Annotated in this window: 13 protein-coding genes; 2 read left to right on the top strand and 11 right to left on the bottom strand. The window is 70.3% G+C overall.

Translation table 11 applies throughout. The annotated features are described in order from the left end of the window. Positions 1 to 137 precede the first annotated feature (137 nt). Positions 138 to 1,466 (bottom strand): FKBP-type peptidyl-prolyl cis-trans isomerase, encoded by a 1,329-nt coding sequence (locus tag OG294_RS31915; protein ID WP_327070027.1) that lies wholly within the window; start codon positions 1,464 to 1,466, stop codon positions 138 to 140. 154 nt (positions 1,467 to 1,620) lie between these two features. Next, positions 1,621 to 2,451, bottom strand: a complete 831-nt coding sequence (locus OG294_RS31910) for an FKBP-type peptidyl-prolyl cis-trans isomerase (protein WP_327071740.1) — start codon at positions 2,449 to 2,451, stop codon at positions 1,621 to 1,623. On the opposite strand from OG294_RS31910, the gene OG294_RS31905 reads away from it, so the two are divergent. After that, positions 2,429 to 2,734 (top strand): hypothetical protein, encoded by a 306-nt coding sequence (locus OG294_RS31905; RefSeq protein WP_327070026.1) that lies wholly within the window; start codon positions 2,429 to 2,431, stop codon positions 2,732 to 2,734. The two genes, OG294_RS31910 and OG294_RS31905, sit on opposite strands and share 23 nt — an antisense overlap. Before the next feature lie 25 nt (positions 2,735 to 2,759). Here the strand turns inward: OG294_RS31905 and pafA are convergent, their stop codons facing one another. The 6 genes from pafA to arc all read right to left on the bottom strand — a co-directional run bounded on the left by pafA (position 2,760) and on the right by arc (position 10,102). Beyond that, positions 2,760 to 4,121: a Pup--protein ligase gene (pafA, locus tag OG294_RS31900; protein WP_327070025.1), complete on the bottom strand. Its 1,362-nt coding sequence runs from the start codon at positions 4,119 to 4,121 to the stop codon at positions 2,760 to 2,762. A 143-nt stretch (positions 4,122 to 4,264) separates the two neighbouring features. Next, positions 4,265 to 5,050: a proteasome subunit alpha gene (gene prcA, locus OG294_RS31895; RefSeq protein ID WP_327070024.1), complete on the bottom strand. Its 786-nt coding sequence runs from the start codon at positions 5,048 to 5,050 to the stop codon at positions 4,265 to 4,267. A 67-nt stretch (positions 5,051 to 5,117) separates the two neighbouring features. After that, positions 5,118 to 5,960, bottom strand: a complete 843-nt coding sequence (gene prcB, locus OG294_RS31890; RefSeq protein ID WP_327070023.1) for a proteasome subunit beta — start codon at positions 5,958 to 5,960, stop codon at positions 5,118 to 5,120. A gap of 315 nt (positions 5,961 to 6,275) precedes the next feature. Beyond that, positions 6,276 to 6,494 carry a ubiquitin-like protein Pup gene (locus OG294_RS31885; protein WP_327070022.1) on the bottom strand — a complete coding sequence of 73 codons (219 nt, stop codon included), beginning with the start codon at positions 6,492 to 6,494 and terminating at the stop codon, positions 6,276 to 6,278. Between the two features lie 215 nt (positions 6,495 to 6,709). Continuing rightward, the gene (dop, locus tag OG294_RS31880) at positions 6,710 to 8,221 is read right to left on the bottom strand and encodes a depupylase/deamidase Dop (RefSeq protein ID WP_327070021.1); all 1,512 of its coding nucleotides are present in this window, start codon (positions 8,219 to 8,221) and stop codon (positions 6,710 to 6,712) included. Between the two features lie 114 nt (positions 8,222 to 8,335). Continuing rightward, positions 8,336 to 10,102 carry a proteasome ATPase gene (gene arc / locus OG294_RS31875; RefSeq protein ID WP_327070020.1) on the bottom strand — a complete coding sequence of 589 codons (1,767 nt, stop codon included), beginning with the start codon at positions 10,100 to 10,102 and terminating at the stop codon, positions 8,336 to 8,338. A gap of 254 nt (positions 10,103 to 10,356) precedes the next feature. On the opposite strand from arc, the gene OG294_RS31870 reads away from it, so the two are divergent. Beyond that, entirely contained in the window at positions 10,357 to 10,659 is a 303-nt protein-coding gene (locus tag OG294_RS31870) for a ferredoxin (RefSeq protein WP_327070019.1), read from the top strand. 156 nt (positions 10,660 to 10,815) lie between these two features. Here OG294_RS31870 and OG294_RS31865 read toward each other — a convergent pair whose 3' ends face one another. From OG294_RS31865 to OG294_RS31855, 3 genes are all read right to left on the bottom strand, one after another. Beyond that, positions 10,816 to 11,451 (bottom strand): hypothetical protein, encoded by a 636-nt coding sequence (locus OG294_RS31865; protein ID WP_327070018.1) that lies wholly within the window; start codon positions 11,449 to 11,451, stop codon positions 10,816 to 10,818. A 163-nt stretch (positions 11,452 to 11,614) separates the two neighbouring features. Further along, complete coding sequence (locus OG294_RS31860) at positions 11,615 to 12,571, bottom strand: tRNA (adenine-N1)-methyltransferase (RefSeq protein WP_327070017.1); 957 nt, start codon at positions 12,569 to 12,571, stop codon at positions 11,615 to 11,617. A 76-nt stretch (positions 12,572 to 12,647) separates the two neighbouring features. Further along, on the bottom strand, positions 12,648 to 13,871 hold the full coding sequence (locus OG294_RS31855; protein WP_327070016.1) for a site-2 protease family protein: 1,224 nt from the start codon (positions 13,869 to 13,871) through the stop codon (positions 12,648 to 12,650). Positions 13,872 to 14,082 lie beyond the last annotated feature (211 nt).

Below are 14,082 nucleotides of genomic sequence, written 5' to 3'. Positions count from 1 at the left end.
CCCACGTCACGTCCACACAGCACGGCGGCGGATCCGCCGCACGACGGCTTGGTCACAAGCCACCGTACGGGCATCCGCCGCCCGTGCAGTTCAGGCCCGGCCGCGGGTCACCCCGCGGACCGGAAGCCCCCATCTTGTCATCCGCTCTGGCCGGAACCCTGCCCCGCGTCCAGGATGTCGACCACGAAGACGAGCGAGGCGTTGGCCGGAATGCCGCTGCCGGCCGGCGGCTGGTCCTTGTAGGCCATCGACGCCGGGATCACCAACTCGATCCGGCTGCCGACGTTCTGGCCCACCACGCCCTTGTCCCAGCCCTCGATGACGTTGCCGCCGCCGACCGCGAAGCTGAACGCCTGGCCCTTGTCGAGCGAGGAGTCGAACTTCTTGCCGTCCTTGAGGGTCACGCCGGTGTACTGGACCAGCACCTGGTCGCCGTTGGCGATCTTCGGGCCCTTGCCCTGGATCAGCACGGCGGTCTTGAGGTCGGTCGGGTCGGTCACGTTGGCCGGCGGGGTGATGGTGTCGGCTTTCTTGTCGCCGTTCACCTTCACCTGCGGGAAGTCGGCCGGCGGCGGCGTCATGTCACCGCTGACCCGCGCGTCGGGCGCGTTCACCCGCTGGATGTCGGCCACCAGCACCAGGGTGTCCTTCGGGGCCAGACCCATGCCCTGGTTGCCCTGGTCGCCGAAGGCGGCTGCCGGCGGAGCGACGATCAGCACCCGGCTGCCCGCCTTCTGACCCACCAGGCTGGAGTCCAGGGCCGGGATCACACCGCCGGTGCCGGGCTGCAGCAGCAGCGGCTTGCCCAGGTCGTAGGAGCCCTGCAGGTCCTTGCCGCTCTGCCAGTCCTTCAGGGTGTAGTCGACGGAGACCCAGTCACCCTTGTTGATCTTGGCGCCGTCGCCCTCGGAGATCGGCTTGACCACGAAGGTGCCGTCGGGCGCCTCGGAGGGCACCGTGATGGTCGCCTTCTTGCCGAAGTCGCCGGAGACCGTCGGCAGCACCTTGGCGGTGTCCTTGATCGGCGGCACCGGCGCCTGGCTGGGCGAGGGCGGGGTGCTCGGCGCACTGGTGGCGGAGTCCGCGGCGCTGCTCTTGTCGTTGTGCTGGTTGACGACGTAGATGCCGATGCCGCTGCCGACCAGCAGCACCGCCAGCACCACGCCCAGCACGGCGCCCAGCCGTCCGCCGCCGCCCACGTTCTCGTAGTCGGCCTCGGAGATCTGCTGCTTGCGCACCGTGGAGGCGAAAACCTGCGGCTCCTCCGGCTGGGCACCGGCCGACGGAGCGGCCACGCGCTCGCCGGGCGCCGTCCAGCCGGCCTGCTGCTTGAGCACCGAGGGCGGGATGACGATCGATTCGCCGTCTCCCGACACCGGGCCACCCGGCCGCGACGCCGCCGGGCCGGTGACCGCGCCGCTCACGCCGTCGTCGGTCTCGCTCGGGTCCGGTGGATTCTCAGCCATTTCTCCCCATCCTCGCCATCAGGTCGCTCGCCGCTGTGCGAATCGGCAGCAGTATGTCAGTTCGCCCTGAGCACGGGCACTCATCGAGTGTGCATGACACACCGGAATTTCCCGCCCGCCCGGTGGACCGGCGCCCGCCTGGTCCCGCCGCCGGTCAGACGGCCGCCAGGATGTCGATCACGAAGACCAGCGTGGAGTTGGCCGGAATGCCGTTCTGCGCTTGGTCCTTGTAGCCGAGCGCGGGCGGGATCACCAGCTCCACCCGGCTGCCCACCGGCTTGCCGACCAGCCCCTGGTCCCAGCCCGCGATCACACTGCCGTTGCCGATCTGCAGCGCCTGCGCGCCGCCGTGGCTCCAGGACGAGTCGAACTGCTGGCCGTTGCTCCACAGCACCCCGGTGTACTGCACCAGCAGCGTCTGGCCCGACTGCACCGGCTTGCCGTCCCCGGTGATCAGCACCGAGGTCTGCAGCTGGGTCGGGGCCGGCTCGCCGGGCGGGATGGTGATCGTCGGCGCGGCCTTGCCGTTGTCCTTGACCTGCGGCATGTTCGCGGGCGGCGCGGTGGGCGTGCCGGTGACCACCGAGTCCTGCGGCACGGCCTGGGTGATGTCCAGCGCGAAGACCACGGTCTCGTTCTTGCCGACCCCGAGCTGCTGGTTGCCGTTGTCGGCGAAGGCCGTCGCGGGCGGCGCGACCACCAGCACCCGGCTGCCCACCTTCTTGCCCACCACGCTCTGGTCGAAGGCCGGCACCAGCTGGCCCAGCCCCGCCTGGTAGAGCTGCGGCTTGGAACCCGCGTCGTAGGAGCTGGGCACGTCCTTGCCGGTGGTCCAGTCCTTGGCGGTGTAGTTCACCGTCACCCAGTCGCCCTTGTTGACCGTGGCGCCGTCGCCCTCGATCACCGTGCTCACCACGAACTGGCCGCTCGGCTGGCCGCTCGGCAGCGTGATGGTCGCCTTCTTGCCGAACTCCCCGCTCACCATCGGCATCGGCGAGGCCGAGCCCACCGGGGCCGGCACACTCGGCGAGGCGCTGGTCGGAGCCGGGGACGGCCCGCTCTTCGCAGGCGTGCCGCTGCTGCACGCGGCAAGCACCAGCATCGGCAGCAGTACGAGCAACCCGGCTCTGCGGCGCACGGTGGTCCTCACTGTCGGTCACATCATCTACGGATCGGTGGACTCGACCACCCTAGGCCGTGAATCCCCGTCACCGGAGCAAGGCGGGCCGACGACATGCGGCGGGGAGGTGATCAGTCATCCGACCTGATCACCTCCCCGCCGCCGAGCAGCCGTCACATGCCCGCGATCAGCTTCTCCACCCGCTCGTCCACCGAACGGAACGGGTCCTTGCACAGGACCGTGCGCTGCGCCTGGTCGTTCAGCTTCAGGTGCACCCAGTCCACCGTGAAGTCGCGGCGCTGCTCCTGCGCCTTGCGGATGAAGTCGCCGCGCAGCCGGGCCCGGGTGGTCTGCGGCGGCACCGACTTGGCCTCGAAGGTCTTCAGGTCGGTGGTCACCCGCTGCGCCTGGCCCTTGTTCTGCAGCAGGTAGAAGAGCCCGCGCCGACGGTGGATGTCGTGGTAGGCGAGGTCGATCTGGGCGATCCGCGGGTTGGACATGCTCATCTGGTGCTTCTCGCGGTAGCGCTCGATCAGCTGGTACTTCATGATCCAGTCGATCTCGGTGCCGGCCTTGGCCAGGTCCTCGGTGCGCACCGCCTCCAGCGTGCGGCCCCACAGCTCGAGCACCCGGGCCACCGTGCCGGTGTTCAGGCCCTTGCGGTCGGCGAAGTCCAGCGCCTTGGTGTAGTACTCCTCCTGGATCTCCAGGGCGCTCGCCTCCCGCCCGTTGGCCAGGCGCACCTGGTGGCGCCCGGTGAGGTCGTGGCTGACCTCGCGGATCGCCCGGATCGGGTTCTCCAGGGTGAGGTCGCGCATCACCACACCGGCCTCGATCAGGCGCAGCACCAGGTCGGTGGCGCCCACCTTGAGCAGCGTGGTGGTCTCCGACATGTTGGAGTCACCGACGATCACGTGCAGCCGGCGGTACCGCTCGGCGTCCGCGTGCGGCTCGTCACGGGTGTTGATGATCGGGCGCGAGCGGGTGGTGGCCGAGCTGACGCCCTCCCAGATGTGCTCCGCGCGCTGGCTCACGCAGAAGACGGCACCGCGCGGGGTCTGCAGGACCTTGCCGGCACCGCAGATCAGCTGCCGGGTGACCAGGAAGGGGATCAGCACGTCCGCGAGCCGGGAGAACTCCCCGTGGCGGGCCACCAGGTAGTTCTCGTGGCAGCCGTAGGAGTTGCCGGCCGAGTCGGTGTTGTTCTTGAAGAGGTAGACGTCCCCGGCGATGCCCTCCTCGTGCAGCCGCCGTTCGGCGTCCACCAGGAGACCTTCGAGGATCCGCTCGCCCGCCTTGTCGTGGGTCACCAGCTCGGTGACATCATCACACTCCGGGGTGGCGTACTCGGGGTGCGAACCGACGTCAAGATAGAGGCGGGCGCCATTGCGCAGGAAGACATTGCTGCTGCGGCCCCAGGAAACTACGCGGCGGAAGAGGTACCTGGCCACCTCGTCCGGAGACAGACGCCGTTGTCCCCGGAACGTACACGTGACGCCGTACTCGTTCTCCAGCCCGAAAATTCGGCGGTCCATGCCTGGACTTTACGCTTTTGCCGGGGTCCTGAAACCGTTTCGGACACGCCAATCGGATCACGATCCGTGCCGGCGCCGTCACACCCGGGCACGCCGGTGGGGTGCGGCGCCATCGGCTCCGCACCCCACCGCGGGGGCCGCCCTCACTCCTCGGAGGAGGCCTCCGCGGCCGTCTCCCCCTCGGCGCCTTCCGCGCCTTCCGCGCCTTCCGCGCCCTCGGCGCTCGCGTCGCCGCTGAGCAGCCGGCTGAGCTGGGCGCCCAGGACCCGCTTGAACTTGCGCTGCTGGGGCCGGTTGCGGTCCAGCACCGCCACCTCCAGCTGCTCGGCGGTCAGGATGCGCGGCGTGCCGCCGTTGGGGTCACGCGCCAGCGACTCGACGGCCAGCTTGAGCGCCTCGGCCAGCCCCAGGCCCTCCTGGTGACGCTGGCTCAGGTAGGTGCCGATCGAGTCGGCGTTGCCGCCGACCACCACGGTGTTCCGCTCGTCCACCACCGAGCCGTCGGGGGTGAGCCGGTAGATCTGGTCGTCCTCGGCGCCCCGGCCGACCTCGGCGACGATCAGCTCCACCTCGTACGGCTTCTCACCGGTCGAGGAGAAGATGGTGCCCAGCGTCTGGGCGTAGACGTTGGCCAGCCCACGGGCCGTCACATCGGCCCGGTCGTAGGAGTAGCCGCGCAGATCGGCGTAGCGCACGCCGCCGATCCGCAGGTTCTCGAACTCGTTGTAGCGACCGACCGCGGCGAAGGCGATCTTGTCGTAGATCTCGGACACCTTGTGCAGCGCCCGGGAGGTGTTCTCCGCCACGAAGACGATGCCGTCGGCGTAGGTGAGCACGACCACGCTGCGACCGCGCGCGATGCCCTTGCGGGCGTACTCCGCGCGGTCCGCCATGGCCTGCTGCGGCGAGACGTAGAACGGTGTGGACACCGGCTGGTCATCCCCTTCTGGATGGGCCTCTCCCGCCCGACGGCGGGCAAGGAGGGAGGGTGGCGGACTAGAGGAGCGGGGCCTGCGGGCCGTCGGGCTGGCTGCGGCGGTGCTCGGTGACGGAGACCGCGACCGCGGACACCTCGTCCTCGGAGAGCCGGCGCAGTCCGTCCTCGGTGATCAGGGTGACGATCGGGAAGATCCCTCGCGCCAGGTCGGGCCCGCCGGTGGCGGAGTCGTCGTCGGCCGCGTCGTAGAGGGCCTGGACCACCAGGGTGGCGGCCTGGTCCTCGGTCAGCCCGGTGCGGTAGAGCTTCTTCAGCGAGCCACGGGCGAAGACCGAGCCGGAGCCGGTCGCGGCGAAGCCGCGCTCCTCCGAGCGGCCGCCGGTGACGTCGTAGGTGAAGATCCGCCCGCGCCCGAGGTCCAGGTCGTAGCCGGCGAACATCGGCACCACGGCCAGGCCCTGCATCGCCATGCCCAGGTTGCCCCGGATCATGGAGGTCAGCCGGTTGGCCTTGCCCTCCAGCGAGAGCACGGTGCCCTCGATCTTCTCGTAGTGCTCCAGTTCCAGCTGGAACAGCCGGACCATCTCGACCGCGAGGCCCGCGGTGCCGGCGATGCCGACCGCGCTGTACTCGTCGGCCGGGAAGACCTTCTCGATGTCGCGCTGGGCGATCACGTTGCCCATGGTGGCCCGACGGTCACCGGCGATCACCACCCCGCCCTCGAAGACCGCCGAGACGATGGTCGTCCCGTGCGGCGCCTCGATCGTCAGTCCCTCCGGCAGGACCCGCCGTCCGGGCAGCAGCTCGGGCGAGTGGGCCGCCAGGAAGTCCACGAAGGAGGAGGACCCGGGCGTCAGGAAGGCAGCCGGTAGACGCCCGGTGCCACTCATGTTGGCTTCCACACGATTCCTTCCAGGTAGTCAGCGGCCCGGCGAGGGGCGTCGAGCCGGTCCCGCATTGCTGTCCCAGCGCCGCGCCGCGCGCGAAGCAGAGGATGCCACGGACCCTACCCGTTTCGTGGTCGTGATCCACATGCTCGGCGGGCTCGGTCGCAAGAGACCGGCACCCGGCGCCGGCGCGGGCAGAACGGGACGCGCTGCAGGCACGACAGGGCGCCTGCAGCGCGTTCCATCCGATCGGTTCTTTTACGGCATCAGCGCTCACCGATACCCGACCGCATTTCGGCACTGCTCCGCGAAATGCGATTCGGATACGGACTACTCGCCGCCCTTCTGGACAAATCCCCGGACAAAGTCCTCGGCGTTCGACTCGAGTACTTCGTCGATTTCGTCCAGTACGGAATCGACGTCCTCGCCCAGCTTCTCCTGGCGCTCCTTGAGCTCCTCGGACTGCTGCGCCTCCGCGGCCTGCTCCTCGACCTCGTCCGAGGAGCGGTTGGCCCGCTGCTGGCCGCCGCCGGTGTCCTTGGTCGCCATGTCCCTCACCCCGCTCGCATTCGTCTGGCACGTTGGTCCGGGCTTGCTGCTCAGACCCTATACACCGGGTGGCGACTAGCGCTGCCCGTTTGGATCGTGTCCACGGGTGCCGCGGACACGGCCGGATCGCCGTTCGGTCCTGCTCCTTGATGAACGCTCGGACCGCACCTGGATGATTCCCCGCCGGGACTGTTTCACCCCACGTCAGCGATCAGTCACCCACCGGAAAGGAAGCGGACCAGCTCCTCCGCGGTGCGGCAGCGGTCCAGCAGCTCCTTGACGTGGTTGCGGGTGCCGCGCAGCGGCTCCAGGGTGGGCACCCGCTGGAGCGAGTCGCGCCCCGGCAGGTCGAAGATCACGGAGTCCCAGGAGGCCGCGGCGACGTGCTCGGCGTACTGGTCCAGGCAGCGGCCGCGGAAGTAGGCCCGGGTGTCCTCGGGGGGCTGGTGGACGGCGCGCAGCACGTCCTCCTCGGTCAGCAGGCGCTCGAAGCGGCCCCGGGCGACCAGGCGGTTGTAGAGGCCCTTGGCCTCGCGGACGTCGCTGTACTGGAGGTCGACCAGGTGCAGCCGGGGGTTGTCCCAGTCGAGCCCGTCGCGCTGCCGGTAGCCCTCCAGGAGCTCCTTCTTGGCGATCCAGTCGAGCTGCTTCGACAGGCTCATCGGATCGCGTTCCAGCCGGCCCAGCACGTCCTCCCAGCGGGAGAGCACGTCCTTGGTCTGCTCGTCGGCGTCGTGTCCGTAGCGGTCCTCGACGTACTTGCGGGCCAGCTCGTAGTACTCCATCTGCAACTGGACCGCGGTGAGTTTGCGGCCGTTGCGCAGTGTGATGAGGTACTGCAGCGAGGGGTCGTGGGAGACCCGGTGCAGGGTGCGCACCGGCTGGTCGACGGCGAGGTCGACGGCGATGAAGCCGTCCTCGATCATCGACAGCACCAGCGAGGTGGTGCCGAGCTTGAGGTAGGTGGAGATCTCCGAGAGGTTGGCGTCGCCGATGATCACGTGCAGCCGGCGGTACTTCTCGGCGTCCGCGTGCGGTTCGTCGCGGGTGTTGATGATCGGGCGCTTGAGGGTGGTCTCCAGGCCGACCTCGACCTCGAAGTAGTCGGCGCGCTGGCTGATCTGGAAGCCGTTCGCGGAGCCGTCCTGGCCGATGCCGACCCGGCCGGCGCCGGTGACCACCTGGCGGCAGACGAAGAACGGGGTGAGGTGGCGCACGATGTCGGCGAACGGGGTGGCCCGCTGCATCAGGTAGTTCTCGTGGGTGCCGTAGGAGGCGCCCTTGTTGTCCGTGTTGTTCTTGTACAGCAGGATGTTCTGCCCGTTGGGCAGCTCCAGCGCGCGGGCGGCGGCCTCGGCCATGATGCGCTCGCCGGCCTTGTCCCACAGCACGGCGTCGCGCGGGTTGGTGACCTCCGGCGAGCTGTACTCGGGGTGGGCGTGGTCGACGTAGAAGCGGGCCCCGTTGGTCAGGATGATGTTGGCCAGACCGATGTCCTCGTCGGTGAGCTGGCTCGCGTCGGCCACCTCCCGGGCGAGGTCGAATCCCCTCGCGTCCCGCAGCGGGTTCTCCTCCTCGAAGTCCCAGCGGGCGCGGCGCGCCCGGTGCATCGCCGCCGCGTAGGCGTTGACGATCTGGGACGAGGTGAGCATGGCGTTGGCGTTGGGGTGTCCGGGTACGGAGATCCCGTACTCGGTCTCGATGCCCATCACGCGCCTTACGGTCATGCGGCCCTCCTTGCCCGTCGCCCCGCCCCTAGCGGGCGGGACACCGACGTCCCTGCTGTGCACCGCGGCTGACGGTCCGTTGGATCCGTCAGCCGCGGGTCGTGCCTGGCGTTGTCAGAGGTACTGTCCGGTGTTGGCGACGGTGTCGATCGAACGGCCGGACTCGGCGCCCTGCTTGCCGGTGACCAGGGTGCGGATGAACACGATCCGCTCGCCCTTCTTGCCGGAGATCCGGGCCCAGTCGTCCGGGTTGGTGGTGTTCGGGAGGTCCTCGTTCTCCTTGAACTCGTCCACGCAGGCGGCGAGCAGGTGGGAGACGCGCAGGCCGCGCTGGCCGTGGTCGAGGAAGTCCTTGATCGCCATCTTCTTGGCCCGGTCCACGATGTTCTGGATCATGGCGCCGGAGTTGAAGTCCTTGAAGTACAGGACCTCCTTGTCACCGTTGGCGTAGGTGACCTCCAGGAAGCGGTTCTCCTCGGTCTCGCCGTACATCCGCTCGACCACGGACTGGATCATGGCGGCGACGGTGCTGTCCACCGAGCCGTCGTGCTCCTTGAGGTCGTCGGGGTGGAACGGCAGCGAGTTCTTGAGGTACTTGGAGAAGATGTCCTTGGCGGCCTCGGCGTCCGGACGCTCGATCTTGATCTTGACGTCGAGCCGGCCCGGGCGCAGGATCGCCGGGTCGATCATGTCCTCGCGGTTGGAGGCGCCGATCACGATGACGTTCTCCAGGCCCTCCACGCCGTCGATCTCGGCGAGCAGCTGGGGGACGATGGTGTTCTCCACGTCCGAGCTGACGCCGGAGCCACGGGTGCGGAAGAGCGACTCCATCTCGTCGAAGAAGACGATGACGGGTGTGCCCTCGCTGGCCTTCTCCCGAGCCCGCTGGAAGACCAGGCGGATCTGCCGCTCGGTCTCGCCGACGTACTTGTTGAGCAGCTCGGGGCCCTTGATGTTGAGGAAGTAGCTCTTGCCCTGGGGCCGCCCGGTGACCTCGGCCACCTTCTTCGCCAGCGAGTTGGCCACCGCCTTGGCGATCAGCGTCTTGCCGCAGCCGGGCGGGCCGTAGAGCAGCACCCCCTTGGGCGGGCGCAGCTCGTACTCCTTGAAGAGGTCGGCGTGCAGGTAGGGCAGCTCGACCGCGTCGCGGATCTGCTCGATCTGGTTGCTCAGGCCGCCGATCTGCCGGTAGTCGATGTCCGGGACCTCTTCGAGGACCAGCTCCTCGACCTCGGACTTGGGGACCACCTCGTAGACGTAGCCGGAGCGCGGCTCCATCAACAGGGCGTCGCCCGGGCGCAGGGTGATCTCGCGCAGCGGCTCGGCCAGCCGCACCACCCGCTCCTCGTCGGTGTGCCCGACGACCAGCGCGCGTTCGCCGTCCTCCAGCACCTCCTTGAGGGTGACCAGGTCGCCGATCGACTCGAAGGCGAAGGCGTCGACGACGTTGAGCGCCTCGTTGAGCAGGACCTCCTGCCCACGGCGCAGCTCGTCCAGCTCGATGGTGGGGCTGACGTTGACCCGCAGCTTGCGACCGCCGGTGAAGATGTCGGCGGTACCGTCCTCGTTCTGGGCGAGGAAGGTACCGAAGCCGGCCGGCGGCTGAGCGAGCCGGTCGACCTCCTCCTTCAGGGCGACGATCTGGTCGCGGGCTTCGCGCAGCGTGGCGGCGAGCCGCTCGTTCTGCGCGGTCACCCCGGCCAGGTTGGTCTGGAGCTCGACGATCCGGTCTTCGAGAACCCTCGAAGAGCGCGGAGAGTCGGCCAGCTTGCGACGCAGCACGGCGATCTCCTGCTCCAGGTACGAGACCTGTGCGGCCTCGTCGGAACCACGGGCGGGCTTTCCGGCACTGCGGTTGTAGTCGTCTTCGTGGGCTGCCACGGTCCTCACCTCCTCCGGGGAGCGGGATGCTTCCAGACCCTACCTGCACCAGGGGTCGTGTAAACCCCTAGATCAAGAAAGACGGAAGGGGTGTGTCCGATCTTCACCCGTGTGTGCTTCCCCTCTGCCAACCAGATACCCACCGCACCCCTCGGGAAAGCGGCCGGATGTATGGTCGAGCGAGTCAATACCCGATCGTGACCGTTCCTCCTGGACGGATCGTCGGACAGCGGATCAGAACGGCAGGAAGTGGGATGTCAGTGACCAGTGGGACCGGCGCTGCCGAGCAGCTCGAGGTGTGGATCGATCAGGACCTCTGCACCGGTGACGGGATCTGCGTCCAGTACGCACCGGAGGTCTTCGAGCTGGACATCGACGGGCTGGCCTATGTGAAGGGCGAGGACGACGAGTTGCGCCAGCAGCCGGGTCAGAGCGTCCCGGTGCCGCTGACGCTGCTTCAGGACGTGGTCGACTCGGTGCGCGACTGCCCGGGCGACTGCATCCACGTCCGCCGGGCCGCGGACCGCGTCGAGGTCTACGGCCCGGACGCGGAGTGAAGTGAACGGGCCGGCCGGTGGCGGGCCCGCCGGCCGGGCACCGGCCCGCCGGAGCGCACTCGGTCGGGTCGGCGCCGTTCGAACGTGAGGTCGGCGCCGGTGCTCCGGCCCGCAGGGCGTCCCACAGGGCGTCCCGAAGAGTCTTCTGACACCCCGTCAGGCTGCGGCCGACGGGGTGTCGTGCTGGGTCCGCTGGTAGCCGGCGCCCTGCCGGGTCCAGTCGAACTGCACGTTCAGATCCGGGCAGCAGCGCGGTACGTCGTTCGTGGAGTAGCCCTTGGCGAGGGCCGTGACGGCGCCGTCGGAGCGCAGCGCGAGGCGGGTGACGGTGAAGCCCTCCTGCCAGCGCAGCAGGGTGTCGTGCACGACGGGGTGCCCGTCGGGGCCAGCCACGAGGATGAAGACACCGTCGGGGGCGGAGCCGCCGCCGGCCTGGCAGTGCGCGGCGGCCACCGTGACCGGGATGCCGTCGCCGAGGTCGGCGGCGAAGCTGACCGAGACCGCGGTGGGCAGCGGGCCGCAGTCCAACGGGAGCTGGGCCTGCGCGGCGTCCGGCGCCTGGCCGGCCGGCAGGGCGTGCGGCCGACCGCTGGCGCTGCCTGCGGCGCTCCGGGCCGTGGGGGCGACGCCGGGGGCGGCGGCCATCGTGCCGGCCACCAGGGCGGCGCACGCGGCGGCCACCGCGCCCCATCTCCAGGGGCCCGAGCGGGCGGCCGCGCCGGGTTCCGGCCGGCCCGCGGGCGACTGGGTCGTGTGTGCCAGATCGAGCGCCGCGTCCGCTGCGTCCGCCAAGAGGTCCCCTCCACCAACCGGGGTGAACGTGTGTGGGCAGCATCGTCGCACATCACCGGGCCAGGGCCCGCACGGGGGGCTGCCCGGGGCCGCCCGCAAAAACCGGCGGGGCGGCGCTCCCCACACACAGGTGGGCAGCGCCGCCCCGCGGGCGGACGGTGTGTCAGTCCTGGTCGATCACCGGGGTGGCTTCCCGGGCGGCGGCGCGGGCGGCGGCCCGCTCGGCCAGGGTGGGCTCGGGTGCCCCGTTGTCGTAGTCCTCGCCGTAGGCGCCCTTGGCGGGGCGGCGGCGGCGCAGCGGCGGCTCGACGCCGTCGGCGAGCCGACGGGAGGTGAGCAGGAAGCCGGTGTGGCCGATCATCCGGTGGTCCGGGCGGACCGCCAGGCCCTCCACGTGCCAGGTGCGGACCATGGTCTCCCAGGACTGCGGCTCGGTGAAGTTGCCGTGCTCGCGCAGCGCCTCGACGGTGCGCGAGAGCTGCGTGGTGGTGGCCACGTAGCAGCAGATCAGGCCGCCGGGGACGAGCGCCTTGGCGGCGACGTCCAGGCACTCCCAGGGCGCCAGCATGTCCAGGATGATCCGGTCGACCTCGGACTCCACCAGGTTGTCCTGGAGGTCCCCGACCGTGAGCTTCCAGGCCGGGTGCGGGCCGCCGAAGTAGCGCTCGACGTTCTTGCGGGCGATGTCCGCGAAGTCCTCGCGGCGCTCGTAGGAGGCGAGCATGCCGGTGTCGCCGACCGCGCGCAGCAGGTAGGTGCTCAGCGCACCGGAGCCGACACCCGCCTCCACCACCCTGGCGCCGGCGAAGATGTCGGCCATGGCCAGGATCTGCCCCGCGTCCTTCGGGTAGATCACGGCCGCACCACGCGGCATGGACAGGACGTAGTCGGGGAGCAGGGGGCGCAGCGCGAGATAGGGAACGTTCCCCGTGGTGCGCACGACAGTGCCCTCGGGGGCACCGATCAGCTCGTCGTGGGGGAACGCACCCTTGTGGGTGTGGAAGTTCTTCCCGGCTTCGAGCGTGAACGTGTAGTGACGGCCCTTGGGGTCGGTCAGCTGTACCTGGTCCCCGACCGTGAATGGCCCCCGCCTGCGGGTGGCACCGGTCGGTTCGGACATGCGGACAATCCTATCCCGACCCGCGCACCGCTCCGCGCCGCCCGTCGGCGCACCCCGGCGGCCGGCCGGTGGACGGTCAGCGGCCGGTGAGCACCGCGCTCAGGCGCCGCTCGACGTCGGAGACGGCCAGCACCCCGTAGACCGCGCCGTCCGCCTCCACCACCAGGTACTCGCTGGCGGGCACGCTGCGCAGCGCGGTGAGCAGCTCCTCGCCGTCCAGGTCGGCCGAGATCCGCAGGCCGGGTTCCAGCGAGCGGGCCAGCGGCCCCACCGCAACCCAAGGCCTGCGGTGCTCGGGGACCTGGAGCACCGCGGCCTCCTTGACCAGCGCGATCGGGTCGCCGTGCCCGTCGGCCACCACCACGGCCCCGGCCTGCGCCTCGCGGGCCCGGCGCAGCGCCTCGGCGAGCGGGGTGTCGGCGGGCACCGAGACGGCCCGGCGGGTCAGGCCGCGCACCGCCAGGCCCGGCAGCGCCTCCTTGAGCCGGGCGTTGCGCACCGCGCCGCCCGCCCCGTTCCAGATCACCACGGCCAGCACCGCGGCCAGCGCGGAGTCGAGCAGCGACTGGCCACCGCTGCGCTGGCCGTGGTCCTGGGCCGCGGCGATGGCGGGCAGGCCGAACAGCACGGCCAGCGCGAGCACCCGCCCGGCCCAGGCGGCGGCGATGGTGCCGGTCATCGGGCGCCCGGTGATGCCCCAGACCACGGCGCGCAGCATCCGCCCGCCGTCCAGCGGCAGGCCGGGCAGCAGGTTGAAGACGGCGACCACCAGGTTGGCGACCATCAGGCCGGCCAGCAGCACGCCGGGCACGGTCTCCAGCTCGACCAGGTCCAGGAAGAGCCAGCAGATCCCGCCGAGCACCAGCGAGAGCAGTGGACCGACGAAGGCCAGCCAGAACTCGCGGCCCGGGGTCTCGGCCTCCTTCTCGATCTCGGAGACGCCGCCGAAGAACTGCAACTGGATCCGGCGCACGCCGAGCTTGTAGCGCAGCGCCACCACGGTGTGGGCGAGCTCGTGGACCAGGACGGAGGCGTAGAAGGCGATCGCGAAGGAGAGCGCGATCAGGTAGCGGGTGAAGCCGAGGTCCGGCAGCACGTTGCTGAGCTGGTCGCCGAAGAGCCAGGTGATCAGGGCGGCGATCAGGAACCAGGTGGGGGTGACGTAGATCGGCACGCCGAAGGGGCGGCCCACCAGGATGGCGCCGGTCGGCCGGTCCGGCTGCTTGGCCTTCTTCGGCCCGTCCGGGCCGGCCGGCTGCTGTGGCTGCTGGGAGGTCTGCTGCCCCGTGGTGTCGCTCACCGTGACCCCTTCAGGTCGTCGTCCCCGCCGTGCCCCCGGCCACAGCGGACGGGAGGCTGCCCACGCTACGTGATCTCGAACCACGATGGCCTGACTGCCCCCTTGTCATCCTTGTACCCGCTTTCCGGCCTTTCGGTCCGCGGCACCGCGTTCCGGAGCTCCGCCCGCTCGTGGCCCCCGGATGCGGGCCCGACCCCATAGGGTCTTGGGT

It is taken from the genome of Kitasatospora sp. NBC_01302 (genome assembly GCF_035976515.1).
Lineage (GTDB): Bacteria > Actinomycetota > Actinomycetes > Streptomycetales > Streptomycetaceae > Kitasatospora.
This window is presented reverse-complemented; position numbering and strand designations above follow the sequence as displayed.